We start from the raw sequence: 25,546 nt of genomic DNA on the forward strand, positions 1-25,546 counted from the left end.
TCCCTAATGCTTCCCACTTGATTGGTTTATTGTAATTTTTGAACACGATCTATCTGACTGATGATGTCTGTAACACGAACCCCAAAGTTCTCATCAATGACGACAACCTCGCCCTTGGCAATTAATTTGTTGTTCACCAATATGTCTACATGCTCACCTGCCAGCTTGTCCAACTGTATAATCGATCCAGCGGACAAGTCAAGGATTTCTCTAATGAGCTTTTTCGTACGTCCTAACTCAACTGTTACCTGTAATGGAATATCGTGAAGCAAGTTCAAATTCTGTATGTCTCCTGTATACATAGGAGCACCTCCAAGTGGAGCAAATTGTGCTGGTACTACATTCGCCTGATTAGCCGCAGGACCTCCGAAATGCTGTGGTGTTGGCGGAGCCATTGGAGGCTGCTGATACATTCCTGGGTACGGAGCGTAGCCAGGTGGCATCATTTGTTGTCCATACGCGTCAGGATACATCGGCGGCTGTCCTGGGTAGCCCATTGGCGGTGCGTAACCCGGCGGTTGCTGATACATTGGCTGTTGCTGTGCCTGTGACGGCTGCGCTACAGGCGGTACGTGGCTCTGTGACTGCTCTTGCATACTTGGCTGGACAGAAGGAGCCGACAGACCCATAGCTGGCAGAGAAGGCATCTCTATCTCATCTATGAGGGCCGCTGCTGCTTCTTCATCCCCTGCACCTCCAACTAGTCGATCAATCATCTTTTTCGCAAAGGAAAGAGGGAGAAGCTGCATAATATTTGAATCAATAAGTTCGCCATGTTCTCCTACCTTTAAGCGGAAAGATACCTTCACCAGAGGACTGTCATCATCAGAGAAGCTGTCTCCACCCTTGCCTTGCGCCAGATCCATTACATCGATGCCTGGTGGCGTAATATTAATGAACTGGTTGAAAATCGTCGACATGGACGTAGCAGCGGAGCCCATCATCTGATTCATTGCTTCCTGAACCGCGCTGATATGAAGCTCAGACATTTCAGTGCTCGCTGGCCTACCATCTCCGCCCATCATCAGATCCGCAATAACAGCAGCATCTTCCATGCGAATGACGAGCAGGTTTATTCCTTTGAATCCATCTGTATATTCCACATGGACAGCCACGTGAGGAATCGGAAATTCGCTTTCCAATTCATCAACATTGACTACGGAAACAGTAGGGGTTGTAATATCTACCTTTTGACTTAACAAAGTAGATAACGCAGTAGCTGCGCTCCCAAAGGAGATATTACCAATTTCTCCGAGTGCATCCTGTTCAAACGGGGACAGAAATTCGGCAACATCCTGGGTTACTGCCGATACAGCTTCCTCTTCGTCCTCAACCAAGTTGTTCGCACGTAACAGCGCGTCAATCTCGTCTTGAGAAAGCATATCTCTACTCATTTTGTTCCTCCCCCTCCTCTATGACTTCATCAATCTGTACGGCGACTCTTCCTTTATGCGTTCCTGGCTGACCCAAGAACTTTAAGTGGTTGCCAACTTTAATTTTCAACTTGTTGTCGATCGATTGATCTAATTGAATGACGTCGCCTTTTTGTAGCTGCAAGAAATCTCCTACTGTAATCGTAGCTGTTCCCATCTCAGCAACAATCGGTAATTTTGCAACTTTTACTCGCTCTTCTACACGCAGGCGCTCTTCTTCATCCCGCGTTTTCTTCTGTTTGGAGAACCAGTATTGTCCAGACAGCTTTGTCATGATTGGCTCCAGTACCACGTGAGGCAAACAGAGATTGATCATTCCTGTTGTATCACCGATTTTGGTACTAAAAGAGATTACCACGACAATCTCATTAGGTGAGACGATCTGCATGAACTGTGGATTCATTTCCAAGCCTTCCTGATACGGGTCCAGTTCAATGATTTGCTTCCATGCCTCGTGGAAAGTATCCAGCGCTTTGCCGAATACGCGTTCCATCACCGTTGTTTCAATTTCCGTAAGGGCGCCCATTTTTTCCGGAATCGCCCCCTGTCCTCCCAGAAGTCGATCCAACATGGTATAGGCGATGTTTGGATTTACTTCCAAAACCATTCGTCCTTCCAGCGGAGGAGCTTCAAAGATGTTCAAGATGGTCATCTTGGGAATAGAACGTATAAATTCGTCATACGGCAATTGATCGACGGAGGCAACCGTAATTTGCACGAAGGTACGGAGCTGAGCTGAAAAATACGTAGTCAACAGCCTCGCGTAGTTTTCATGGATTCGCGTTAAACCACGGATCTGATCTTTCGAGAATCGCAGGGCGCGTTTGAAATCATATACTTTGACTTTACGCTCAGTTTCTTCCTTTTTCAGCTCGTTGGCATCCATTTCGCCCGAAGATAGGGCGGCCAACAGCGCATCAATCTCACTCTGTGAGAGAACCTCGGCCATATGTCGTCACCTCCTTGCTATGTATACCATAATCGCTTCCTATGACAAGACGCGTTTGGTTGTCACTACTTGAACAATCTTACCCTCTTGCATCAGGGAGCTGATTTCATTCATGATTTTTGCTTCAAGCTTGTTCACACCTTCAGTTCCTTTTATGTCTTCTGGTGTCAACCCCGCCAATGTTTTAATAATCACCTGATTGACTTGCGGCAAACGCTGTTCCAACTCTGTTTTGGCAGCAGAACTGTCAGCCGTAATGCTAAAGCGTACAATCATGTAATTATTCGTTAGCAAGTTCGTAGTAATTTCGCCAGTGTCAACGGAGAACTCTTTTATTTCCCCTGCCGTGAGCGGCTTCACTTCTTGCTCTTCCGTCGAAGCTGTTTGCGCAGCTGGAGAGAGATAGGTTTGCCAGAGAACAAACGAGATCACTCCCAGTAGCGATATCGCGATGATAATAATTAGAGCCATGTTAAACAATCGATTTTGAAACATCGCTAATGCCTCCCGCTATTCATTTGAATCACCCGGCATTTTCGGTACAGAAGTTGCCGGAGGAACATTATGATAAAAAGCCTGAACACGTTCAGCGATGGATTCCACCGAATCCTTCACGATGTACTTTCTGTCGTTGAACAGCGTAATTACGCTATCCGGAGTTCCTTCAACAGTTTCAATGTGAGTGATGTTCAGATAAAAAGTAGAACCGTTAAACCGCGTTAACTTAATCATTGGCTGCTCCTTTCCGGATCAAGCTGGGGAAGGCTTAGAACACTTCCCCGGCTTTTCCGTTAAACGAAATTATCGTTTGAGGTTCACCAGTTCTTCCAATACTGTGTCAGATGTCGTGATGATCCGTGAGTTTGCTTGGAAACCGCGTTGTGCCACGATCATTTCTGTAAATTCTTCAGAAAGGTCAACGTTGGACATTTCCAGTTGGCCTGCGATGATGCTTACTTTTGCATCAGCTGGCGTCACTGGTGTCATCGGGTCACCATCATTCGCACCAGCGTTTACTGTATTTTCGTAAAGATTGTTCCCGATTTTCTTCAAACCACCTGGGTTATTGAATTTCATTACCCCAATGGTATTCGTAGAGTCTAGGGCACCAGTTTCATCCACTGTTGTGATGACCCCATCTTTTCCGATGGAGTAAGAAACAATCCCATCATTTTGGCTGATCTGAATCGCACCTGGATCGGTGTTCATGAGTTTCATCCCTTGGGAGTTCACCAGGTATCCCTCTGCATCACGTGTAAAGTTGCCTGCACGCGTATAATAGATCGTTGCCCCTTCATCCGGGCTTACCATAAAGAATCCATCGCCCTCGATAGAAAGGTCTGTTGGCAGGTTGGTTGTCATCGGACTACCAGCAGAGAAGACGGTATCAACGGATGCGATTGAAGCTCCTAGTCCAATCTGAGTTGGGTTAGTTCCGCCCTTCCCACCTGCTGTAGGTGCCCCAGCCCCTTGAACGTTTTGGCTCAAAATATCTTGGAACATCACGCGTCCCTTTTTGAAACCAACCGTGTTTACGTTTGCGATATTGTTACCAATAACGTCCAACTTCGTTTGAAATCCACGCAAGCCTGAAATACCTGAATACATAGATCGAAGCATACTTATTTCCTCCTTCACTTTCTCTTTTGCAATGGCTACCTCTGTCAGTCGGTAGCCGAATGGGCTTCCTCAAGAGGAGGTCCAGCCCAGTGAACAGCCACCTACACGAAAATGGCACTGTCAATGTTAGTAAATACGTTGTCCTTCATGCTGCCATCGTCTACGGCGGTAATAATTTTCCGATTTACGATGCTCACGACGTAGGCCACATTATCCATCATAACGAGAGACTCTCTGGCGCCTTTGGCGGCTGCTTTTTGCACAGCGGATTCCAAACGCTCCATCTGTTGTCGCTCTAGCGTAATGCCCCGCTCCTGCAAGCGATTGACGGCATGCTGGCTAAAACTGAGTGGTTCCGTCTTGGTTACAGCGCCAATCGATTCCGTCAAATACTGCTGAAATAACGCGTTGTTTCCCGGAGCGGTTTGGGTAGTAGCTTTTGCGGCGTGATTCGTTTTCGGAGGAAAATAGGGTTGCCCCACACGAAAATGGTTCATGGCGCTTCCTCCTTATAGCCAATCCTAGACGATGTCGTCAATGCCGCGAGCCGTGTCCCGCAATCGATTCCATAGCACTTCTGTTGATTCATTGCTGTCTACCAGGGCATCGAGAGCAAATTCTTGCTCGTCTTTATCTTGCTGTTGTCGATTCTCTTGTTGCTGTCGTGCTTGTTCACGCTGCTGTTGGAAGTTAAAAGCGGTATCCTGCTGCTGGTTTACCTCCAAGCGATCAACCTGTAAGCCTTGTTGTGTCAGAGCAGCTCGAAGCTGTGGAAGCTGATTATCCAGCATATCCTTTCCTGCCTGTGTTTCAGCATGGAACTGTGCTGTAATCACGCCATTTTGGGAAGTAATCGTTACGTCTACTTGGCCCAAAGATTGTGGATTCAGAATCAGCTTTGCCTCATGTACGCCATTATGTTGGGTCAACTGCATCTTGGACACGAAAAGCTGTGTGACTTGCTGTGTCAGTTGATTGGCGTTTACATGGTGTGTTGGAACAGACTGTTGTTGAAAGGTCTGTACAGATTGTGTCTGTGTATTAGATGAAGCAATAATTGGTGTCTGACCATTTCCATTCAACATGCCGTCTTCTGGATTGCCCTCTTGATTCAAAAGGCCGCTTTGAAGGGTTGACTGTACGGTCTGGGACTGAATCCCTGCTTCTAGCTTGTAAGCCGAGAGACCTTGATTCAACCGCAGTGGAGAAATTGTCTTAAACGAATCCTGTTGGGTTGTGTTCACGTTTGTCATCACATCGGATCGCAAGTTCAGTCCACTTCGTTTTGACTCCTCAGCATTTCCTTTTTGATTCTTCAGGGATTCGAGAAGCGCTGCCAGCTTGTCCAGTTCGTTTGGAGTTGCTTCCCCTTTTTTCAGGTTAGCTAGAATCTGCTTTAAATCCTCACTCACTTGACCAGCATTTCCTTGCGCTTTGCCCAAGAGTTGTTCCATTGCAGTTGCAAATTTTTCTTGAGCGTCAGACGGTAATTCGTCTTGCGTCGTTTGACCAGTGCCAAGCAGTTGGGCAAATAATGCCATGAGATCAGCTAATGCTAGCATATCCTCTTCACTTAAATCCTCTGGAGCCACCGTTGTCTCTTCTGGGTTCTGATCCAACACCTGCATCAATTGCATAGAAAACATTTGACCTAAACCAGTTCCTTCTGCATTCGCTACAGGTGTCGCTGTAACAGAACCTGCTGATCCTACTGCGGGGGTCAAATTGGCTACATTCATCTCGTTCACCTCCTCTTTTTGATTTGTTGCTTATAGGAACGAAAACAGATGATTATTTCCATCTATTTTCGAAGCAACTCTGTCGTGATGCGAGCCGCCAGATTATCTGGTTCTTTCTGTTTCTTGTCATCATTGGCTATCGCTGAGAGAGTTTGTGCCCGTTTATCCGCAGGCAAATCTTTCATTAAGGCAATGGCTTGACCACTGTTGGTAACCATGAGGGAACGAATGATAGCAGCAGCATCCGCAGGTGGCAATTGAGTGAATGTTTTCATTATATCCTCTTTCGATTCAGACCCATCACGCGTATCACTTAACGCCTTTGTCAGAACATCAACACGTTGTTGCAGAGCTGCAATGTCATCATCTTTGTTCACTACTGAATCTTTTAACAAGATGGAAATATCGGCAGCTTTCTTCGGTTCCATCTTGGCCAAAATGTCTGCCTGTTGTGCAGGCTTCATTTTTGTCATGACGGCAACTGACTCTTGCAATTTTAGATTTCCGATGATGGCCGCTGCATTCTTTGCAGACATGGTTGTGTACACTTTCGCCAAATCCGCAAACTGCTTCTGACGTTCTTCCTCAGTAGCACGCTTGTCCTCCATTGCCTTGTTTACATCATCGATTTGCTTTTCTAGTGCCGCAATGGTGGCATCTTTCTTTGCTGACTCTTCTTTTAAAGCGGTAATCTGCTGCTGGTTTTTTGCTTGATCTTGCTGTAGGGTTGCCACTTGTTTGTCCATGTCAGGTTTTTCTTCTGAGCCGGGAGTTGCTGCATAGTCGTCCGGGACTAATTTTTCCACGTACGGTATGGAGTTAGCCCAGTGGAGAACAGTCCCTAACACGTTTACTCCGAGCAAGCTCAGGAGCACACCGCCAAGGAGGCTGGCAAACAGTGCAGGAATGACAATCATATAAAAGAACCATTCCCACCTGCCGTATTCCCGTTCTTCTTGGATTTCTTCCATTTGGAACCTCCCTCAGTAGCTTCGGCGAAGATAGAGCTGCGTACCGATCTCATCCAACTCTTTTTGCTCTCTTTGCTTCTGGTCGTCCAGAAATTGGTGGAGCGACTTTTCCCGAAGGCGTTGCCATAGTTGGGACTCTTTCATACGTTCCGTCAATCGTGACTGACAGCGTTCCACATCCTGTTCGCAACCATGCAAGGTACGTTGCTGATTCTGAATGGATCTCGCAACAGATTGCTGATATTGCGTAATGGAAATGAGCTGCGAAGCACTGCATGTCTGCATCTGTACTTCCTGGAGCCTCATCGTCATCTCGTCATGATGCTCGGTTAGTTGAGAAAGCTTCCACTCTTCTTCGTTTTTACGCTGGATCGACTTTCCGAAAGCCCACTCTGCTTGTTCTTTTTCTTTTTCCTTTAAATCAAGAACCTTTTGGAGATGAAACTGAAACACACGCACATTAGTTCACTCCTCCGAAATGAGCTGTCAATGCTTGGATAGCGCCCTGCAAAGTAGACGGTTCATGCGTTCCTTGTGCCGTAAAACCAGAAATGATATCACGATAGCGAATGGCTGCATCGATTTCCCGATTGCTGCCCGGCTTATACGCCCCAATATTTATGAGGTCCTCCGCTTCACGAAACGTAGCCAAATATTTTTTCAACTGACGAGCAGCATCCAAATGGTTACTATCGACGATTTCATTCATGACACGACTCACACTCGCCATCACATCAATGGCAGGAAAGTGACCTTTGTGAGCGATTTTCCGGTCAAGAACAATGTGACCATCCAAAATCCCCCGCACTGCATCCGCAATCGGATCGTTCATGTCGTCAGAATCAACTAATACGGTATAAAAGGCCGTAATACTTCCCTTATCCGCTGTTCCTGCGCGCTCCATCAGCTTTGGCAGCATCGCAAACACCGATGGCGTATAACCACGCGTAGCGGGCGGTTCACCGATCGCCAAGCCTACCTCACGTTGTGCCATGGCAAAGCGCGTGACAGAATCCATCATGAGCATGACATTCATTCCTCGATCGCGGAAATATTCCGCTATGGAAGTCGCAATCATCGCGCCCTTGATTCGAATCATGGCAGGTTGATCGGAAGTAGCTACGACAACAACAGACCGCTTTAGTCCTTCTTCCCCAAGATCCCGCTCGATAAACTCCATGACTTCACGGCCGCGTTCTCCAATGAGACCAATCACATTGATATCTGCCGTAGTATTTCGGGCAATCATTCCCATCAATGTACTTTTTCCTACCCCTGATCCAGCGAAAATGCCGACCCGCTGACCTTTCCCGATGGTAAGAAGACCGTCTATCGCTCTCACTCCCACACTCAATGGTTCTTGAATGCGCGGTCGGAGGATAGGATTTGGCGGCATATTGTTGGTAGGATAGGACGTCAGCCCAAATGGCAGTGAGCCTTGATAGGGTCGCCCCAATCCATCGAGGATCGAACCCAATATTTCAGGTCCAACCTTTACATCTAGCGAACGTCCTGTCGCAACCACGTCACAACCTGGACCAATCTCGGTCAATTCGCCTAATGGCATTAGCAGCACTTTGTTTTCGCGAAAGCCAACCACTTCTGCGATGATCGGTTCCTTTGTATTAGCCGGATATAGATGGCATATCTCGCCTAATTTCACTTCTGGCCCTTGCGATTCGATAGTGAGCCCAACAACCTGTGTCACTTTGCCATTCACGCGCATCGGATCTAATCCATGCAGCATGTGCTTGTACTTCGAGAGATCTAGGATGCTCATGGAGCCTCACTTCCTCTGGCAATCGTAAGCAACGCCTGCTTAATCTCCTCCATTTGTGTATCGATGCGGGCATCGACACTCCCCAAAGCAGTACGGATGACACATCCACCATCTTGTACGGTATAGTCAGGATAAATGGATAGCTCTGCTTGTCCATCTAACAATTCCAGAAAACCAGCACGATGCTCGAGCACATAATCGAAGTACTTATGGTTGACGCACACCGTAATCTCGCCATGAACACGTGAGCGGCGGAGTGCTTTTTTCGTCATTTCCAGGACCTGCTCGGGATGCTGTTGCACTTCCTGTCCAATGATTTTTTTCGCAATTTCTATGCTGAGTTCCACTACAAAAGGCTCCGCCTCAGCGATAATTTGTTTTTTCTCGGCAAAGGCTTGTTCCAAAATGGTTTTTGCTTGGACGAGTGAAGCTGTTTGCTCCTCGTATGCCTCACGTTTACCCGCTTCGAAACCTGCCTCTTGCCCTTCCGTCATAGCCTGCTCTTGCACTTGCTGAAACAGTTGCGCAGCTTCCTGACGTTTTTGTTCCCACCATTCTTCCATCTGAGCAAGCGTCTCTTGTCTTAGTTGCTCTGCTTGCTCCGCAGCTTGCTGCAAGATGTTTTGCGCGGTTTCTTCTGCATCTGAGATGATCGCTTTCGCCTCAATCTCAGCTTGATTAAAAATTTCTTGATTTTCTTGCAACCTTTCGGCAACTTCTTCCGTCTTAAGTGGTACAGGCGTTACCGAGAGGAGAAAAGATTCCTCAGAAGGCCGATAATTGGCGCTTTTGATGATCCTAGACAATGATATCATCTCCTCCACCGCGGGCGATGATGATCTCACCAGCCTCCTCTAAGCGACGGATAATTGCAACGATGCGAGATTGTGCCTCTTCGACGTCGCGAAGGCGAACTGGGCCCATAAACTCCATTTCTTCTTTGAAGGTATCCGCCATCCGTTTGGACATGTTCCGGAAAATAACTTCCCGAACTTCTTCGCTGGATACTTTGAGAGAAAGTTGCAGATCGGCATTTTCCACATCGCGGATAACGCGCTGAATCGAACGGTTGTCGAGTGTAGCAATATCTTCGAAGACGAACATACGCTTCTTGATTTCTTCTGCCAGCTCTGGATCTTGAATTTCGAGGGAATCCAGAATCGTGCGTTCGGTTCCACGATCGACCCCGTTGAGTACAGCCACGATCGCTTCGATCCCGCCTGCCTGTGTGTAATCTTGGGTAACAGTGGCAGAGAGCTTTTGCTCCAATACTTGTTCTACTTGAGCGATTACTTCCGGTGAAGTACTATCCATAGTCGCAATTCTTTTCGCAACCTCTGCTTGACGTTCTTGCGGAAGAGCCGACAGGATCATGGCTGCTTGTTGAGCCTCCAGATAAGAAAGCACCAAGGCAATCGTCTGCGGATGCTCATTTTGGATAAAGTTGAGGATTTGACCTGGGTCAGCTTTTCTCGCAAAGTCAAACGGTCGAACTTGAAGGTTTGCCGTCAAGCGATTGATAATATCCATTGCTTTGGTCTCACCCAAAGCTTTTTGCAAGATTTCTTTGGCGTAAGTAATCCCGCCTTGTGCAATTACCTCTTTGGCAACCGCAATCTGGTGAAATTCAGATAAAATTTTATCTTTTTCATCCGTATCCACTTTTCGCACATTGGCGATTTCTAATGTCAGTTGCTCGATCTCATCCTCACGCAAATGCTTGAACACCTGGGCAGAAACTTCCGGCCCGAGTGAAATGAGGAGGATAGCTGCTTTTTGTCGTCCTGACAACTCTTTAGCGCCGCGAGCCATACCATTCACTCCTTAATCTTCTGCTAACCATGTACGAAGCAGAACAACAAACTCATCTGGTTTGCTTCGCGCCAATTTTTCAAGTTGCTTTCTGACCACTACCTGGTCTCCATCTTCTTGGTAAATCAAGTCTGGTATTTCGCCCGCGTTTAACGGTGTCAGCAAATCTGGCAATTCCTCTTCTTCTTGTTGCTGCTTCGCTTGACTGCGTCTGCGATAAACGAGGAAGGCAACAGCAGCAAGTGCCAAGACTGCAATAGCACCAACTGTCCAAAGAACAGCAGGACTCAGCGCACTGGAATCCTCAATCTCAGCTTTTCCTGAGAACTGACGAGGGAGTACAGAAATATGCTTGTCCAACTCAGCATCCGATAAATCAGTAACCTGATCACTTAAAGTGACACGAACAACATTGCGCAACACTTGTTTAATGCTCTCGAGCGTAGCAGCATCCAACGTTCCACCAGCTGGCGGTTCTACGCCAACGTTGATTGTGATGTCTTCGATCTTGTAAGGACTTGATGTAACATTTCGTGTGATGCGATTTACTTCACGGTTAATCGTATCATTCAACTCTTCGTACTGACTGTTACTTCCTTGTGGGTTAGCTCCCGGGTAGTTCGTAACTGCATTGTTATTGGTTCCTGCAATTCCCCCTGGAGGTTGACCTTGTCCAGAGAAGGCTTTTGATAATTTTTGAGAAGAAATGATAAGTCCTTCGTTATTCTCTTTGTCAGGGGCCTCAACGATGTTCTCTACGCGATTTTCTTTGTCAAAGTTCATTTTGAGGAACGTATGGACGATGACTTTATCGCGTCCCATGATTGTACCCAACAAGTTGTACAGGTTTTGTTGAATTTTCTTTTCAACATCTGCTTTGATTGTTTCCTGCTGTTTAAAGCTACTCAATGTTCCTTCGCTTTCATTACCTTCGGAACGTTCTAGTGGATTGGAATACTGGTCTGTAATCGCGATCGCTTCCATCGGCAATTTCGGAACGCTTCGGGAAACAAGCAGATAAAGCGAGTTAATTTGCTTTTGATCAAGCGTTGTTCCAGGTTCAACATCCACGATAACAGAAGCCGTCGCGGTATCTGGAGTCTCCGTTACCCAAACGCTTTCCTGCGGCAACGTAATCATCACTTGTGCTGACCGTACACCTTTTACACGTTCCAGCATCTTGCGTAGCTCTTGTTGCAATGCCTCTTTCTTCATGACATCAAATTGGCGATCCGTCACTCCAAGGGTACTGGAGAAAATTTCTGCATTAATTCCTGCTTGACTCGGAATACCTTGTGCAGCCAAATCGACAATGACATCCTGTGCCATTTTTTCTGGAACCTCGATACTTGTACCATTCCCCGTGATCTGGTATGGGATTTGTGAAGCTTCCAGCTCTTGCTTGATCGTCCCAATTTCTTGTTCACTCAATTTTTGATTGTAAAGTGGTTTGTACACCGGCTGAGAAGCGATGTATATGTATAGGCCTAGAGAGATCAAGAGGAAAAGCGAAATACCGAGAATCATCCATTTTTGTTTCTTGGAGAATTGGTTCCATTTTGACGTAAACCGGTCTTTGTATACTGCTAAACGTTCGTTCATGTTTCACCTCTCAAAGGATACCAACAACGATCAAATCGACATGCGCATGATTTCTTGATAAGACTCAATCATCTTGTTCCTGACCTGCATAGTCATTTGTAGCATCACGGAAGCTTTTTGACCTGCAACAGTCAATTGGTGCACGTCGGTAATTTCTCCCGCTGCAAACTTGTCGGCAAGATTCGACGATTCTACTTGCGCCTGATTCACCTTATCCATGGCATCCGATAGAAACGATGAGAATTCTTGGGAAACTTCAGCTGGGGTTGGCTTGTTCACGCTCGGTGTACGAATTGGCGTTAGTTGGGAGATTGCACTCATTTCCATTCCTTACTGTCACCCGCTTTACTTAATTTCCAATGCTTTTAGCATCATTGCTTTGGAAGCGTTCAGTGCTGTCACATTGGCTTCGTATGATCTTGATGCGGAGATCATGTCCACCATTTCTTTCATCGGGTCGACATTCGGCATCAACAGATATCCGTCTTGATCTGCATCTGGATGAGATGGATCATATACTCGCTTGAACGGAGTATTGTCTTCTTGAATCGCTGTGACCTTCACACCTTGTCCACCCTGACTTCCCGAGACCGTCCCTACGGCTGCTTGCAGGAAGTTATCAAATGTTCCATTTGTTTGAGGTGACAACTCCACCATTTTCCTGCGATATGGCTGCCAGGCCCCATCTACGAAGTTTGCTCGAGTGGTTTCCGCATTCGCAATATTGGAAGAAATCGTATCCAATCGCAAGCGGTTAGCTGTTAAGGCAGAAGCACTTGTGTTAATTCCCTGAAACAAGCTCATCTTTATTTACCTCCACCCTCAATTACACTGCGCAGTTTTTGAAAATGTCCTGCTGTCAATTGCGTTAATCCACTGTACCAAATTTGGTTTTTGGCCAATTCTGTTGTTTCTGCTTCCAAGTCAACATCATTGCCACTGTTCTGAATGAAGTTATTCGGATTGGACACTACCTGTGGTACTGCAACGCCTGCATTACCAAACGGAAGGTGTCTTTGATTGGTCCGATACGCTTCTAACCTGCCGTTTCCCGCTCTTGCGTTCAACTCATCTTGCAAAAAACTCTCGAAGATGACTTGCTGACTTTTGAATTGAGGGGTGTCTATGTTGGCAAGATTGTTTGCGATTGTTCTATGTCGCAATGTTGCAGCGTCGAGTGATCTCTCCAGGACCTGCAGATGGTAACTATCCAGCATTTTTCCTTCTCCCCCAATATGAGTCAATTCTTTTCCCTAAAACCACCTATATTTCCTGTATTTTCGACACCCTAATACGATTCAATCATAGCAAAATCAATTTGGACAAAAAAGCCCCTTTTCATGACGTTTTTCAAAATGATTCAATGGGACTAAATCCCTTATCCTTCCTGTTTTTTTACTGCATTTTACAAGGAAACCATATTCAAACCATTGCAATTGTCGAAGCATGCATTAAAAATCAATATATATTTTATGGTAATAATGTGTCGTTTTTTACTTTTACTAGGACTATAGTCCCATGAGAAAAGGTGCAGCAACCTGAGTTGCTACACCTTTTGTTTACTTTCTTGTAACTTTTCGCAAGGTATATTACGAGGTTTTGAGCTTCTCCAGCTCAGGCAACAGCTTTTCATTCAGTACCTTAATGAAGGTACCTTTCATTCCCAAAGAACGGGATTCGATAACACCCGCACTTTCCAGCTTGCGCAGTGCGTTTACAATGACGGAGCGGGTAATTCCTACGCGATCCGCGATTTTGGAGGCAACAAGCAAGCCTTCTTTGCCTTCGAGCTCTTCAAAAATATGTTCAACTGCTTCCAACTCACTATAAGAGAGGGAACCAATCGCCATTTGTACAACCGCTTTGCTACGCGCTTCTTCTTCGATTGCTTCAGAACGCTCACGCAAGATTTCCATGCCTACTACCGTTGCCCCTACTTCTGCAAGAATCAGGTCGTCATCGACAAATTGATCGTTAATACGACCCAAAATCAGCGTACCAAGACGATCTCCTCCACCCATGATTGGAACAAGCGTGGTCCAACCTGTGCGGAATACTTCTTTCATTTCAACAGGGAAAATCGTGTATGGGCTATCTACATCCAGGTTCGCAGATGTTTCATCTACTTTCAGTAACCCCATGCTGTACTCTTCTGGAAAACGACGATCTTCCAGCATTTTGCGCATACGGCTGTTATCCATCTCTTGGTGAATCGCAAAGCCGAGAAGTTTTCCTTTGCGGCTTACAACATAAGTATTTGCTTCAATAACGTCACTCAAAACTTGGGACATTTCATTGAAGTTCACGGCATGACCCGCGGATTTTTGCAACATGCGGTTAATTCTTCGTGTTTTTGACAGTAGATCCATCTGTATTTCCTCCTAATTATATGTGCTGCCTATCCAATTTTATAAAATATATTGACTCAAGTCTTTGTTCCCCACGATTGTTCCTAATTTCTGTTTAACATAATCGGGGGTAATCTGTACAACTTCCAGGTGGATTTCTGGGGCTTCAAAAGAGAGATCCTCCAGCAGCTTCTCCAATATAGTGTGCAATCGTCTAGCACCAATGTTATCTGTGCTCTGATTGACCTCAGCAGCGAGACGAGCGAGTTCCTGAATGGCTTCCGGTGTAAATTCAACTTGCACACCTTCCGTTTCCAAGAGGGCTACGTACTGCTTAAGCAACGCGTTTTTAGGCTCTGTCAAAATTCGGACAAAATCTTCAACGCGCAAGCTAGTCAGCTCCACCCGAATCGGAAAGCGACCTTGCAATTCTGGAATCAAATCCGATGGTTTTGCCATGTGAAAAGCACCAGCTGCAATAAACAGAACATAATCTGTTTTGACTGGACCATACTTGGTCATGACAGTTGAGCCTTCCACAATGGGTAAAATATCACGCTGGACTCCTTCACGGGATACATCCGGGCCACGCCCATCTTTACCCGCAATCTTGTCAATTTCGTCAATGAAGATAATCCCGTGTTGTTCAGCTCGACGAATTGACTCCTGCGTAACTTCGTCCATATCCACCAGTTTTTGCGCTTCCTGCTGAATTAATACCTTTCGCGCATCTTTTATTCGCAATTTTCGTTTCTTCATCCGCTTAGGCATCAGGCTACCGAGCATATCTTGCATTTGCATCCCCATTTGTTCTGTACCCGGAACCTGGAACATGTCAAACATCGAAGGTGATTGATCTTCGACTTCAATTTCAATCATTTGCTCTTCTAACTGGCCATTCGTCAATTGCCACATGACTTGTCTGCGTTGCTGCTCAATCGATACTTCTTCTTGATCAGTGGTATCTTGTTGCTGTTGCTGCTGTCCACCGAAGAACATCTCCAACGGATTTTTGAATGAGTTCGACTGCTTGCGAGATGGAACGAGTACGTTCACAATGGCTTCATTCGCAAGCTTTTCGGCTTTCTCTTTCACCGACTCTACTTTTTCCTGTTTGACCGTACGGATAGAAGCTTCCACCAGATCACGTACCATCGATTCCACATCTCGTCCTACATAACCGACTTCCGTAAACTTCGTTGCTTCTACCTTAATAAAAGGAGCACCTGTCAGTTTTGCAATCCGACGTGCAATTTCCGTTTTTCCAACACCAGTAGGTCCGATCATCAAGATGTTTTTTGGAACAACCTCGTCAATCATTTGCTCTGGCAAACGACTGCGACGGTAGCGGTTGCGAAGCGCAACAGCAATGGCTTTCTTGGCTTGTGCCTGCCCGACAATGTATTTATCCAAATGCTCTACGATCGTACGCGGGGTTAATTGCTCAAGATTCAGCACAGTAGGTTCCTCCCTTTCGCTCAATTCAACTCATCCACAACAAGATTGTTATTTGTGAACACGCAAATTTCAGCAGCGGTACGAAGCGATGCTTCCGCAATTTCACGTGCGCCGAGATGAGGCGCATATGTTTTCAATGCACGACCTGCTGCAAGGGCAAAGCTACCGCCAGAACCAATTGCAAGAATCCCATCATCAGGCTCAATGATTTCGCCATTTCCGGAAATAAGCAGCAAATGCTCCTTATTGGCAACAATCATCATAGCTTCCAAACGACGCAAAATTTTATCCATGCGCCACTCTTTCGCCAGCTCTACAGCAGCTCGCTGCAGATTGCCGTGATACTCCTCCAGCTTTCCTTCAAACTTCTCAAAAAGCGTAATGGCATCAGCAACAGAGCCAGCGAATCCTGCTAAAACTTCGCCGCGATATAGACGTCTTACTTTTTTGGCACCGTGCTTCATTACCATGCTGTTGCCAAAAGTAACCTGACCATCTCCGGCCATCGCTACAGACCCATTGTGCTGTACAGCAAATATGGTTGTTGCGTGAAACTGTTCCATCACTGATTCCTCCCGTTATGTCGTCCGATTGGCGGAACCTGTATTGCCCGGGTTTGCTCGTGGGTGAGCGGTGTCATATACATGCCGAAGTCGCTCTTTGGTCACATGCGTGTACACCTGTGTCGTCGAAACATTAACGTGCCCCAGTAATTCTTGCACGGTACGCAGATCCGCGCCGCCATTCAACATATGGGTCGCAAACGTATGACGAAAGGTATGAGGTGAAACCCGCAATTGAAGAGCGTACGTTTCTACGTATTTGTCTACAATCCGCCGAACACTACGGTCGGATAACGGTTCTCCCCGATAGTTAACCAGCAAATTGCCGTGTTCTACTTTTCCAGCCAACAGTTTTTCTCTTCCATGTTCTAGGTATTGCCGAAGAACGTCGCAGGCATAACTTCCAACCGGCACATATCGTTCTTTCGCTCCTTTTCCATAAACCAAGGCGACTCCCATGCTCGGATTCACATCACTCACAGATAAAGTGGTGAGCTCCGTAACACGCATGCCGCTTGCATACAACAGTTCAAAAATCAGCCGATCACGAATTCCTAATGGAGTGGTTGTATCAGGCAGATCGAAAAAAGCTTGAACTTCTTGCGGATATAAAAAGGAAGGAAGTTTCTTCTCCATTTTGGGAGTGGAGACTAGTTGAAATGGGTTCTGTTCCAGTTGACCTTCACGCAACAGAAATCGGTACAAGCTACGCAAACTAGATAGCTTGCGGGCAATACTTCGCCGGGAAAGCCCCCTACCAGCCAATTGCGCGAGAAAGGAGCGACCATGCAAATAAGAAACAGCAGCAAATACGGTGATTTGGTGCTGTTCCATAAAGGAGACAAATTCGCTGATATCTGCCACATACTGCTTCACCGTATGAGGAGAGGCGTTTTTTTCAACTCGCAAATAGCGGGTAAACATCTCAATATCCGCAGAATTTTGTTGCGAAAAGTCCATACGGGATGCACCCTCCTCGAAGCACCTATATAGTAACACAGACGAAAATCGGATATCAATGTTAATTGTGTCGTTCTTGTGTAAAATTCTGAATTGTATCTAGCGCCCGCTCAGCGAGCTTTTCATTTTTCAAACGCTTGTCTCGGATTCTTTCTGGCCATTCCGGTACAAGCCCGAAGTTTGCGTTCATCGGTTGGAAATGCTTTGGATCTGCCGTTGTAATATAACGAGCCATACTGCCCATAATTGTTTCTGGCGGAAGCTCGATCAATTCTTCCCCTTTTGCGAGTCGTGCTGCATTTATCCCCGCAAGCAAGCCAGATGCTGCTGACTCTACATATCCTTCTACACCAGTCATTTGACCAGCAAAGAAAAGTGTTTCCCGATCTTTATACTGATACGTAGGCTTCAACAGCTTTGGCGAATTGATAAAGGTGTTTCGGTGCATGACACCATAACGAACGATTTCACAGTTTTCTAACCCAGGAATGAGTGAAAAGACTCTTTTTTGATCCGGCCATTTCAGATGGGTCTGGAAGCCTACGATGTTATACAATGTCGCCGCACTATTGTCCTGACGAAGTTGAACAACTGCATAAGACTTTTTACCTGTCCGTGGATCAACCAAACCCACAGGCTTCATGGGACCAAATGTCATGGTTTTGTGCCCACGCTTTGCCAATACTTCAATCGGCATGCAGCCTTCGAAGAAGATCTCCTTTTCAAACTCCTTCAATGGAACAGTTTCCGCAGAGATCAACGCATCATAGAAGCGATTGAACTCCTCTTCTGTCATCGGGCAGTTCAGATAGGCTGCTTCACCTTTATCATATCTGGAAGCAACAAATACCTTGTTCATATCGATCGAGTCTTTCTCGATAATGGGTGCTGCTGCATCATAGAAGTACAGATATTCTTCACCCGTCAGCTCTTTTAACTTTGTAGACAAAGCTGGAGAAGTAAGTGGCCCGGTGGCAATTACGACAATCCCATCAGGAATTTCGGTAATCTCTTCCGAAACGACCTCAACTAAGGGATGATTACGAACGGCATCTGTAACATGAGCAGCGAATTCGTGTCTGTCTACGGCAAGCGCGCCTCCAGCTGGAACCGCGCAACGATCTGCCGAATCGATAATGACAGAGTTCAGTCGACGCATTTCTTCCTTTAATACACCCACTGCATTCGTCAACGTGTTAGCACGCAATGAATTACTGCATACCAACTCTGCAAATTTATCAGTATGATGTGCAGGCGTTTGTGTCTTCGGTCTCATTTCATACAGCTTTACTTTTACACCCGCCTGCGCGATTTGCCATGCTGCCTCACTACCAGCGAGACCAGCGCCCACTACTGTAATTGTTGGTTGTGACATGCTGTTAATCCTCCAAACTACAAAATCGAATCAGGCTGCTTAGGAGTCTGCCTCTTCTTGGTAATCACACTTGGTGCAAACTATGCTAACTCCTTGCTTCTTGCGCTTTTTCTCCACGAGCATGCTGGAGCATTTTGGACAAGGTCTGGCAATCGGTTTGTCCCACGATACAAAATCGCATTCCGGATATTGATTGCAACCGTAAAAAATACGGCTCTTTTTAGATTTACGTTCGATAATCTCTCCGGTTTCACACTGCGGACATTTTACGCCGATTTCTTTTACAATCGGCTTCGTATTACGGCAATCCGGGAATCCGGAACAAGCTAAAAACTTGCCAAATCGACCAAGCTTATAAACCATCACACGGCCACAATGCTCACATGTTTCATCCGATTCTTCGACTTTCAGCTCTACTTCCTTCATTTCTTCTTCTGCAACAACTACGCGCTTCGCAAAGTCTTGATAAAAATCGTCCAGCACCTGCACCCAATTGGTGGTTCCTGCTTCGATGTTATCCAAGCCCGATTCCATATGCGCAGTGAATTCTACGTTGAGAATCTCCGGGAAGAACTCCTCGACAAGCGTGATCACAATCTCGCCCAACTCGGTTGGGACAAACCGCTTCTCCTCTAATGCCACGTAGCCCCGCTTTTGAATGGTCTCTAAAGTAGGCGCATAGGTAGATGGACGTCCAATCCCCATCTCTTCCATCGATTTAAGCATGCGCGCTTCGGAGAATCGTGGTGGTGGCTGTGTAAAGTGCTGACTCGGCTCGATTTCTTTCTGATCGAGGATTTGTCCTTCTTCAATGGGCGGAAGGAAGCCTTCTTCCTCTGTGCCATCATCGTTTCCTTCAATATATACCTTCATAAATCCAGGGAACTTCACTTTTGATCCCGTTGCTCTGAAGGTAACTCCACCTGCGTCAATATCTACGCTCATCGTATCAAGAACAGCAGATGACATTTGACTGGCAAGGAAACGCTCCCAGATTAATCGATACAAACGCAACTGATCTCTTGACAAGTATTCCTTTATTTCATCCGGTGTACGCATCACACCAGTTGGACGGATTGCTTCGTGAGCATCTTGAGCATTTTCGTTTTTCGCCTGATTGCGTGGCTCAGATAACACATAGTCTGGACCGTATTTCTCAAGTATGTAATCCCTTGCTTCGTTCTGTGCAGTTACAGATAGGCGAGTAGAGTCCGTACGCATATAGGTAATCAAACCAACTGCGCCTTCTTTATTGCCAACGTCGATCCCCTCATAGAGCTCTTGAGCAATTCGCATGGTCTTAGAAGTGCGGAAGTTCAGCTTACGCGCTGCCTCTTGCTGTAAAGAACTCGTGATAAAAGGAGGTGCAGGATTGCGCTTGCGCTCACGCTTGGTTACCTTTTGTACCACATATGGTTTGTTCTTCATTCGTTTCAATACCGCTGCTACATCATCTTCCGAATGAAGCTCCACCTTTTCATCGCCATAACCATAGAACTTCGCGTTAATTTCTTTTCCGTCGCTAATTAATGTACTTGCAATTGTCCAATACTCTTCCGGGATAAACTCTTGGATCTCCCGCTCACGATCCATGATAAGCTTTACCGCAACTGATTGAACACGTCCAGCACTCAAGCCTTTTCGAACCTTTTTCCATAGAATTGGACTAATATTGTAGCCAACGAGTCTGTCGAGAATACGACGTGCCTGTTGAGCATTTACCAAGTCCATGTTTATGTGTCGTGGATGCTTGAACGCTTCTTTAATGGCATCTTTGGTAATCTCATTAAATACCACACGAAGCGGCTGATTCATATCGAGACCCAGGTATTGCGCCAAATGCCAAGCAATTGCCTCCCCTTCGCGATCCGGGTCGGCTGCGAGATACACTTTTTTTACTTTTTTAGCGGCATCTTTTAAGCCCTTCAATACATCGCCTTTGCCGCGAATGGTTATGTATTTGGGTTCAAAATTATGTGTAACGTCTACACCCATTTGACTTTTCGGCAAATCGCGTACATGTCCGATAGACGCTTTCACGATATATTTACTACCCAGGTATTTTCCAATGGTTTTGGCCTTCGTAGGGGATTCTACGATTACTAGCGTATCAGCCATTTTTTTCCTCCCCTTTTAGTAAGGAATCTTCCCTATTATTAAATACCCTCATCCGGTTTGTCAAACACTTGTGCCTCTAGGCATTGCCAAAAAGCTAGCGGATATGCTATCTCCGTGCAAAATAACCGCCAGGAAGTGCCACAATGGCTCCTTTTGCTTCCAAACGAATGACCAACTGATGAAGCATCTTGCGTTGGTCTTTTTCCAAGCTGCTCATTAACTCATCCAAATGAATCCCATCATAGGTTACAGCTTCCACAATCGCTTTTTCTTCATTAGATAAGGGAATAACATCGGTTGCATTGCTTTTTTTGACCTGCTGCATTTGCTTGGCTTCTGGAAGATGAGGTTTGATTTCATCCCATATATCGTTACTGCACGTTACTAGCTTTGCACCTTGTTTGATCAAGTTATGCGGCCCGGCACTCATCAATGAAAAAATAGGACCAGGAATCGCAAAAACTTCTTTGCCCTGCTCAAGTGCACAGTCTGCCGTAATCAAGGATCCGCTTTTTTCTGCTGCTTCCACCACTAATACACCGATAGAAAGACCACTTATGATACGATTTCGCTCTGGAAACAATCCAGAAATAGGTGGAATATGAGGAGGATACTCGCTGAGGAGTAGGCCAAAAGATTCAATTTCGCGATAAAGTTCTCGATGTCGAGAAGGATAAACGTGATTCATTCCGCAACCGAGCACGCCTATAGTCTTACCACCTGCTTTCAAGGTAGCTTGGTGAGCCTCCGCATCAATTCCATACGCTACCCCTGAGACAATGACAAGACCTGCTTGTACCAGTTCTCGGACAAAAAAGCTACAGCTCGCTCTTCCATATGGTGTCGGTTTGCGCGAACCAACGACGCCAATCGACAATTTATCCAATAATGTGTGGTCGCCACGATAAAACAACGTCCATGGAAAATCGGGGATATTGCGGAGCGAAGCAGGATAAGCATCGTCAAAAGGACATAAGAAGCGCGTTCCCTCTTCTTCACGCTTTTCCAGTAGTGCCATAGCAGGAGCTTCATTGCTTTGCTGGTCAACCTGCCCAGTGATCAAGGAAGTCAATCTGAGCTCACGTGCCAGTTCATGCCAGTTTTCGATGGCAATCTGAAAAGAACCTGTGATTTCAAAGATTTCTCGGATTTTCCTTCTTCCCAAACCTGAAACCATCGTTAACACATATACCCAGTCTCTCTCGTCGAGCTTCGCCTTTTCCACTCCAAAATCCTCCTTCATCCCGATCACAATTGCTTTTGAAAGTTATTCTATCGAAAGAAAGAGGCTACTTCAAAAATAAAAAAGTGGACAAGCCTAAAGCCTGTCCACTTCTGTCTTATCTGCTTACTTGCCCATTACTTTCTCGAGCATACCGCGCTCTTTCAGCAATTCAACAAGTGTTTCACCGATAACTGCAGGTGTTTTCGCTACGCGAATACCACATTCTTCGAGCTTCGCGATTTTCTCAGCAGCTGTACCTTTACCGCCAGAGATGATCGCACCAGCGTGGCCCATACGTTTTCCTTCAGGAGCAGTTTGTCCTCCGATGAAGCCTACAACTGGTTTTTTCATGTTAGCAGCGATCCACTCTGCTGCTTCTTCTTCCGCAGTACCACCGATTTCACCCAGCATGATAACAGCTTCTGTGTCTGGATCTTCGTTGAACATTTTCAGTACGTCGATGAACTCCATACCTTTTACTGGGTCTCCACCGATACCTACAGCTGTGGATTGACCAAGGCCGCGAGTAGAAGTTTGGTGAACTGCTTCATAAGTCAAGGTACCGGAGCGAGATACGATACCCACTTTACCTGGAACGTGGATGTAACCAGGCATGATACCGATTTTGCACTCACCTGGAGTGATTACGCCAGGGCAGTTAGGACCTACGAGAAGGGTTTTCTTGCCTTCCATGTAGCGCTTAACTTTCACCATGTCCAAAACTGGGATACCTTCAGTAATGCAGATTACCAGATCCAGTTCAGCGTCAACTGCTTCCATGATCGCATCAGCAGCGAAAGGAGGAGCAACGTAGATAACAGATGCAGTTGCACCAGTTGCTTCAACCGCTTCTTTTACTGTGTTGAAAATTGGAATACCGTCAACTTCGGTTCCACCTTTACCAGGTGTTACACCGCCCACCATTTGTGTACCGTATTCAACGGCTCCGCGAGTGTGGAACAGACCAGTTGCACCCGTAATCCCTTGCGTAATTACTTTTGTATTTTTATTAACGAGAATACTCATCGCGTAATTTTCCCACCTTTTTTAACGTGTAGGAATTTATAAGCTCAGCTTATAAATTTCCGGAGCGCATGAAAACTTTCCGAAGAGTCGCGGTCGCTCAGCACTGAGTTTACATCGATAGATGTTTTCTTAACGTATCTACTCGAAATATCTTACTTCACCAAGGATACGATTTTCTCAGCGCCATCCGCCATAGATTCTGCAGCTACAATGTTCAAACCGGACTCATTAAGGATTTTCTTACCCAAATCTACGTTTGTACCTTCGAGACGTACAACGAGAGGTTTGTCCAATTTGATTTGTTTTGCTGCATTCACTACGCCGTTTGCGATAACGTCGCATTTCATGATGCCGCCAAAGATGTTGACGAAAATACCTTTTACTTTTTCGTCACGGAGAATAATTTTAAACGCTTCCGTTACTTTCTCTTCAGTAGCTCCGCCACCAACGTCAAGGAAGTTAGCTGGGTCTCCACCGTAGAATTTCACGATGTCCATTGTTGCCATCGCCAGACCTGCACCGTTTACCATGCAACCGATGTTACCATCAAGTGCGATGTAGGACAGATCGAACTTGGAAGCTTCGATTTCTTTCTCATCTTCTTCATCCAAATCGCGCAGAGCTACGATGTCAGGGTGACGATAGAGAGCGTTGCTGTCGAAGTTCAGTTTTGCATCCAGTGCCATTACTTCACCGTCGCCAGTTACAACCAGTGGGTTGATTTCAGCGATAGAAGCATCTTTATCAACGAAAGCTTGGTACAAGCTCATCATGAACTTGGCAGCTTTGTTAATCAATTCTTTTGGAATGTTGATTGCGTAAGCCAGGCGACGAGCTTGGAAGCCATTCAGACCTGTTACTGGATCAACTACTTCTTTGAAGATTTTTTCTGGAGTGTTTGCTGCTACTTCCTCGATGTCCATACCGCCTTCTTCGGAAGCCATCATTACAACACTTCCAGTAGCACGGTCAACAACTACACCAACGTAGTATTCTTTCTTGATGTCGCAGCCTTGCTCGATCAGAAGGCGCTTAACTTCTTTACCTTCTGGTCCTGTTTGATGAGTAACGAGTACTTTGCCAAGGATCTCGCTGGCATATGTACGAACTTCATCAAGATTTTTTGCAACCTTTACACCGCCAGCCTTACCACGGCCACCAGCGTGAATTTGCGCTTTTACTACGTTTACTTGGGTGCCCAGTTCTTTTGCTGCTTCAACAGCTTCTTCCACTGTGAAAGCTACGCGTCCTTCAGGAACTTTTACACCGTACTGCTTAAGTATCTCTTTACCTTGATACTCATGAATGTTCATTCTCCATCCTCCTATGGCAGATAAAGATCGGCAGGCTTTTAGACCGGTTCAAAGACGTATGTCTTCTTCCGGTCATAACCTCCACTATCAGTGCAACGTAACTATTCTACGACAAAAACTGCAAAAGTGGTAGTAATATGTTCGTTTTATCGTGACCAGAAATGCGAAACTTCATGAGGAAATTCCTCATTTTCGTAGAGATTGAAACAATTTCCACACGTTTTCAGCGAGTTCATCATGAATGTACCAAGTTTGTTCATACTTAAAATAACGTGGATATAGTTCAATTCTCTGCTCTTTATCATTCACCAAAAAATGAAGTTCATATTGTTTTTTGCCCGGTTCTTTTGGTGGAACAATTAGTGGATCTGCATTTTTTAAAAATCGGACAGATTGATGGGCAATTCCTTGCTCGATCGTTGTTTGGGTGACATCCAACTTTGTATCTTGGACGTTCATTTCGCCATTTGCAGTGATGCGAATCCGTGTAGATTTAAATAACGGGTCAATCCTGTCATCCTTACGATTGCTTGGCGGCATCCATTCCGTTAACCGCGAAAAGAGGCTACCATCTACGTGAAAGAAAAACGTTTCTCTCCCAAAGGGAACTGCAATCAGCGTCGGCGTTAAAATGGCCACTTCGACCGGCTTATCAGCAAAATTCATTCTCATCCGATAGTTCGGGTAGAGTGGATACTGCTTGTTGCGACTGTCCACTTCTGGGACAGCCGATCCCATTACTTTCCTGATGTATTCTGCTTCTGATTCGTTCAACACGCGCGCCTGCCCAAGGTCCTCTGCAGCTAAACGCACGCTTTGAATTTTTTGTGAGAGCACGCCTTTGCCAGTTAACTTGTTTACCCACTGATAAAAATAGCTGGCACCCGCTCCACGATACGTGTGTCCCCCAAACTCACTTGCCGACTCACCCACCGTCACGACAAGTGGAGCCTGCTGTGTCCGATAAAGGACGAGCGTAAAACGTACATCTTCTTGCTTTAAAGGCTCGGATGATATTTGTAAATCTTGTCCCTGTCCGGACAGTTCTTGCAAAAACAATCGCAAGTCCAATAATACTTCCTGACCATCCGTTGACATCACTGTTACTTTTTCAACCGTACCAAGCTCTGTCTCGATATGATCTTTCATGTCATCAGAAACCTTGCCAGACTGTGCACAGCCAGTGATGAACAAGCTACTCACCATCATAACCAGTAGACACGTACGTAAAGACGATATCACGCAGTAACCCTC

26 protein-coding genes are annotated in these 25,546 nt (G+C 45.9%); all 26 read right to left on the reverse strand.

Features of this window, described 5'->3' with window-relative positions:
* Window positions 1-26 precede the first annotated feature (26 nt).
* The 26 genes from fliY to ODZ53_RS00625 all read right to left on the reverse strand — a co-directional run bounded on the left by fliY (window position 27) and on the right by ODZ53_RS00625 (window position 25,534).
* Window positions 27-1,394, reverse strand: a complete 1,368-nt coding sequence (fliY, locus tag ODZ53_RS00500; RefSeq protein WP_372675543.1) for a flagellar motor switch phosphatase FliY — start codon at window positions 1,392-1,394, stop codon at window positions 27-29.
* Window positions 1,387-2,382 carry a flagellar motor switch protein FliM gene (fliM, locus tag ODZ53_RS00505; RefSeq protein WP_015891747.1) on the reverse strand — a complete coding sequence of 332 codons (996 nt, stop codon included), beginning with the start codon at window positions 2,380-2,382 and terminating at the stop codon, window positions 1,387-1,389. Before fliM ends, fliY begins: the two co-directional genes overlap by 8 nt.
* Before the next feature lie 39 nt (window positions 2,383-2,421).
* On the reverse strand, window positions 2,422-2,877 hold the full coding sequence (locus tag ODZ53_RS00510) for a flagellar basal body-associated FliL family protein (RefSeq protein WP_015891748.1): 456 nt from the start codon (window positions 2,875-2,877) through the stop codon (window positions 2,422-2,424).
* A 15-nt stretch (window positions 2,878-2,892) separates the two neighbouring features.
* On the reverse strand, window positions 2,893-3,114 hold the full coding sequence (locus ODZ53_RS00515) for a flagellar FlbD family protein (RefSeq protein WP_015891749.1): 222 nt from the start codon (window positions 3,112-3,114) through the stop codon (window positions 2,893-2,895).
* 69 nt (window positions 3,115-3,183) lie between these two features.
* Window positions 3,184-4,002, reverse strand: coding sequence for a flagellar basal body rod protein FlgG (gene flgG, locus ODZ53_RS00520; RefSeq protein ID WP_064202442.1), 819 nt, complete (start codon window positions 4,000-4,002; stop codon window positions 3,184-3,186).
* A 101-nt stretch (window positions 4,003-4,103) separates the two neighbouring features.
* The gene (locus ODZ53_RS00525) at window positions 4,104-4,499 is read right to left on the reverse strand and encodes a TIGR02530 family flagellar biosynthesis protein (RefSeq protein WP_064202443.1); all 396 of its coding nucleotides are present in this window, start codon (window positions 4,497-4,499) and stop codon (window positions 4,104-4,106) included.
* A 24-nt stretch (window positions 4,500-4,523) separates the two neighbouring features.
* A complete protein-coding gene (locus ODZ53_RS00530; protein ID WP_372675544.1) occupies window positions 4,524-5,741 on the reverse strand; it encodes a flagellar hook-length control protein FliK in 1,218 nt (405 codons plus the stop codon).
* A 62-nt stretch (window positions 5,742-5,803) separates the two neighbouring features.
* Window positions 5,804-6,712: a MotE family protein gene (locus ODZ53_RS00535; protein WP_372675545.1), complete on the reverse strand. Its 909-nt coding sequence runs from the start codon at window positions 6,710-6,712 to the stop codon at window positions 5,804-5,806.
* A 12-nt stretch (window positions 6,713-6,724) separates the two neighbouring features.
* Window positions 6,725-7,171, reverse strand: coding sequence for a flagellar export protein FliJ (gene fliJ, locus ODZ53_RS00540; RefSeq protein ID WP_015891754.1), 447 nt, complete (start codon window positions 7,169-7,171; stop codon window positions 6,725-6,727).
* Window position 7,172: 1 nt separating this feature from the next.
* Window positions 7,173-8,492, reverse strand: a complete 1,320-nt coding sequence (gene fliI / locus ODZ53_RS00545) for a flagellar protein export ATPase FliI (protein ID WP_372675546.1) — start codon at window positions 8,490-8,492, stop codon at window positions 7,173-7,175.
* Window positions 8,489-9,307 carry a FliH/SctL family protein gene (locus ODZ53_RS00550; protein WP_142496626.1) on the reverse strand — a complete coding sequence of 273 codons (819 nt, stop codon included), beginning with the start codon at window positions 9,305-9,307 and terminating at the stop codon, window positions 8,489-8,491. Before ODZ53_RS00550 ends, fliI begins: the two co-directional genes overlap by 4 nt.
* On the reverse strand, window positions 9,291-10,304 hold the full coding sequence (gene fliG, locus ODZ53_RS00555; RefSeq protein WP_007719331.1) for a flagellar motor switch protein FliG: 1,014 nt from the start codon (window positions 10,302-10,304) through the stop codon (window positions 9,291-9,293). Before fliG ends, ODZ53_RS00550 begins: the two co-directional genes overlap by 17 nt.
* Before the next feature lie 12 nt (window positions 10,305-10,316).
* Window positions 10,317-11,906 (reverse strand): flagellar basal-body MS-ring/collar protein FliF, encoded by a 1,590-nt coding sequence (gene fliF / locus ODZ53_RS00560; RefSeq protein WP_372675547.1) that lies wholly within the window; start codon window positions 11,904-11,906, stop codon window positions 10,317-10,319.
* 30 nt (window positions 11,907-11,936) lie between these two features.
* Window positions 11,937-12,233, reverse strand: coding sequence for a flagellar hook-basal body complex protein FliE (fliE, locus tag ODZ53_RS00565; protein WP_015891759.1), 297 nt, complete (start codon window positions 12,231-12,233; stop codon window positions 11,937-11,939).
* Window positions 12,234-12,251: 18 nt separating this feature from the next.
* Window positions 12,252-12,710 (reverse strand): flagellar basal body rod protein FlgC, encoded by a 459-nt coding sequence (gene flgC / locus ODZ53_RS00570; RefSeq protein WP_087346853.1) that lies wholly within the window; start codon window positions 12,708-12,710, stop codon window positions 12,252-12,254.
* A 2-nt stretch (window positions 12,711-12,712) separates the two neighbouring features.
* Window positions 12,713-13,123, reverse strand: coding sequence for a flagellar basal body rod protein FlgB (gene flgB, locus ODZ53_RS00575; protein ID WP_372675548.1), 411 nt, complete (start codon window positions 13,121-13,123; stop codon window positions 12,713-12,715).
* A gap of 372 nt (window positions 13,124-13,495) precedes the next feature.
* A complete protein-coding gene (gene codY / locus ODZ53_RS00580; RefSeq protein WP_015891762.1) occupies window positions 13,496-14,275 on the reverse strand; it encodes a GTP-sensing pleiotropic transcriptional regulator CodY in 780 nt (259 codons plus the stop codon).
* A 39-nt stretch (window positions 14,276-14,314) separates the two neighbouring features.
* A complete protein-coding gene (hslU, locus tag ODZ53_RS00585; protein ID WP_269446203.1) occupies window positions 14,315-15,712 on the reverse strand; it encodes an ATP-dependent protease ATPase subunit HslU in 1,398 nt (465 codons plus the stop codon).
* A gap of 20 nt (window positions 15,713-15,732) precedes the next feature.
* Complete coding sequence (gene hslV / locus ODZ53_RS00590; protein ID WP_015891764.1) at window positions 15,733-16,275, reverse strand: ATP-dependent protease subunit HslV; 543 nt, start codon at window positions 16,273-16,275, stop codon at window positions 15,733-15,735.
* A 15-nt stretch (window positions 16,276-16,290) separates the two neighbouring features.
* Window positions 16,291-17,235, reverse strand: a complete 945-nt coding sequence (xerC, locus tag ODZ53_RS00595; protein ID WP_172140486.1) for a tyrosine recombinase XerC — start codon at window positions 17,233-17,235, stop codon at window positions 16,291-16,293.
* Window positions 17,236-17,296: 61 nt separating this feature from the next.
* Entirely contained in the window at window positions 17,297-18,610 is a 1,314-nt protein-coding gene (gene trmFO, locus ODZ53_RS00600) for an FADH(2)-oxidizing methylenetetrahydrofolate--tRNA-(uracil(54)-C(5))-methyltransferase TrmFO (RefSeq protein WP_015891766.1), read from the reverse strand.
* A 39-nt stretch (window positions 18,611-18,649) separates the two neighbouring features.
* Window positions 18,650-20,728 carry a type I DNA topoisomerase gene (topA, locus tag ODZ53_RS00605; protein WP_372675549.1) on the reverse strand — a complete coding sequence of 693 codons (2,079 nt, stop codon included), beginning with the start codon at window positions 20,726-20,728 and terminating at the stop codon, window positions 18,650-18,652.
* Between the two features lie 106 nt (window positions 20,729-20,834).
* On the reverse strand, window positions 20,835-21,953 hold the full coding sequence (dprA, locus tag ODZ53_RS00610) for a DNA-processing protein DprA (RefSeq protein ID WP_372675550.1): 1,119 nt from the start codon (window positions 21,951-21,953) through the stop codon (window positions 20,835-20,837).
* A gap of 123 nt (window positions 21,954-22,076) precedes the next feature.
* Entirely contained in the window at window positions 22,077-22,979 is a 903-nt protein-coding gene (sucD, locus tag ODZ53_RS00615; RefSeq protein ID WP_015891769.1) for a succinate--CoA ligase subunit alpha, read from the reverse strand.
* Window positions 22,980-23,131: 152 nt separating this feature from the next.
* Window positions 23,132-24,292 carry an ADP-forming succinate--CoA ligase subunit beta gene (gene sucC, locus ODZ53_RS00620; protein WP_016743310.1) on the reverse strand — a complete coding sequence of 387 codons (1,161 nt, stop codon included), beginning with the start codon at window positions 24,290-24,292 and terminating at the stop codon, window positions 23,132-23,134.
* A 186-nt stretch (window positions 24,293-24,478) separates the two neighbouring features.
* Window positions 24,479-25,534: a hypothetical protein gene (locus tag ODZ53_RS00625; protein WP_372675551.1), complete on the reverse strand. Its 1,056-nt coding sequence runs from the start codon at window positions 25,532-25,534 to the stop codon at window positions 24,479-24,481.
* Window positions 25,535-25,546 lie beyond the last annotated feature (12 nt).

The organism is Brevibacillus sp. BD137 (assembly GCF_041644655.1).
In the GTDB taxonomy this organism is placed as follows: Bacteria; Bacillota; Bacilli; order Brevibacillales; family Brevibacillaceae; genus Brevibacillus; species Brevibacillus brevis_D.

Bases quoted from the DNA above. Each gene is read 5' to 3' on its own strand.
- ODZ53_RS00550 (WP_142496626.1), bottom strand. From the start codon at position 9,307: ATGATATCATTGTCTAGGATCATCAAAAGCGCCAATTATCGGCCTTCT.
- ODZ53_RS00515 (WP_015891749.1), bottom strand. From the start codon at position 3,114: ATGATTAAGTTAACGCGGTTTAACGGTTCTACTTTTTATCTGAACATC.
- fliE (WP_015891759.1), bottom strand. From the start codon at position 12,233: ATGGAAATGAGTGCAATCTCCCAACTAACGCCAATTCGTACACCGAGC.
- ODZ53_RS00530 (WP_372675544.1), bottom strand. From the start codon at position 5,741: ATGAATGTAGCCAATTTGACCCCCGCAGTAGGATCAGCAGGTTCTGTT.
- sucC (WP_016743310.1), bottom strand. From the start codon at position 24,292: ATGAACATTCATGAGTATCAAGGTAAAGAGATACTTAAGCAGTACGGT.
- ODZ53_RS00535 (WP_372675545.1), bottom strand. From the start codon at position 6,712: ATGGAAGAAATCCAAGAAGAACGGGAATACGGCAGGTGGGAATGGTTC.
- fliM (WP_015891747.1), bottom strand. From the start codon at position 2,382: ATGGCCGAGGTTCTCTCACAGAGTGAGATTGATGCGCTGTTGGCCGCC.
- trmFO (WP_015891766.1), bottom strand. From the start codon at position 18,610: ATGTCACAACCAACAATTACAGTAGTGGGCGCTGGTCTCGCTGGTAGT.
- fliF (WP_372675547.1), bottom strand. From the start codon at position 11,906: ATGAACGAACGTTTAGCAGTATACAAAGACCGGTTTACGTCAAAATGG.
- flgB (WP_372675548.1), bottom strand. From the start codon at position 13,123: ATGCTGGATAGTTACCATCTGCAGGTCCTGGAGAGATCACTCGACGCT.
- fliY (WP_372675543.1), bottom strand. From the start codon at position 1,394: ATGAGTAGAGATATGCTTTCTCAAGACGAGATTGACGCGCTGTTACGT.
- flgC (WP_087346853.1), bottom strand. From the start codon at position 12,710: ATGAGCTTGTTTCAGGGAATTAACACAAGTGCTTCTGCCTTAACAGCT.
- sucD (WP_015891769.1), bottom strand. From the start codon at position 22,979: ATGAGTATTCTCGTTAATAAAAATACAAAAGTAATTACGCAAGGGATT.
- topA (WP_372675549.1), bottom strand. From the start codon at position 20,728: ATGGCTGATACGCTAGTAATCGTAGAATCCCCTACGAAGGCCAAAACC.
- hslV (WP_015891764.1), bottom strand. From the start codon at position 16,275: ATGGAACAGTTTCACGCAACAACCATATTTGCTGTACAGCACAATGGG.
- codY (WP_015891762.1), bottom strand. From the start codon at position 14,275: ATGGATCTACTGTCAAAAACACGAAGAATTAACCGCATGTTGCAAAAA.
- ODZ53_RS00510 (WP_015891748.1), bottom strand. From the start codon at position 2,877: ATGTTTCAAAATCGATTGTTTAACATGGCTCTAATTATTATCATCGCG.
- fliI (WP_372675546.1), bottom strand. From the start codon at position 8,492: ATGAGCATCCTAGATCTCTCGAAGTACAAGCACATGCTGCATGGATTA.
- xerC (WP_172140486.1), bottom strand. From the start codon at position 17,235: ATGGACTTTTCGCAACAAAATTCTGCGGATATTGAGATGTTTACCCGC.
- ODZ53_RS00525 (WP_064202443.1), bottom strand. From the start codon at position 4,499: ATGAACCATTTTCGTGTGGGGCAACCCTATTTTCCTCCGAAAACGAAT.
- fliG (WP_007719331.1), bottom strand. From the start codon at position 10,304: ATGGCTCGCGGCGCTAAAGAGTTGTCAGGACGACAAAAAGCAGCTATC.
- flgG (WP_064202442.1), bottom strand. From the start codon at position 4,002: ATGCTTCGATCTATGTATTCAGGTATTTCAGGCTTGCGTGGATTTCAA.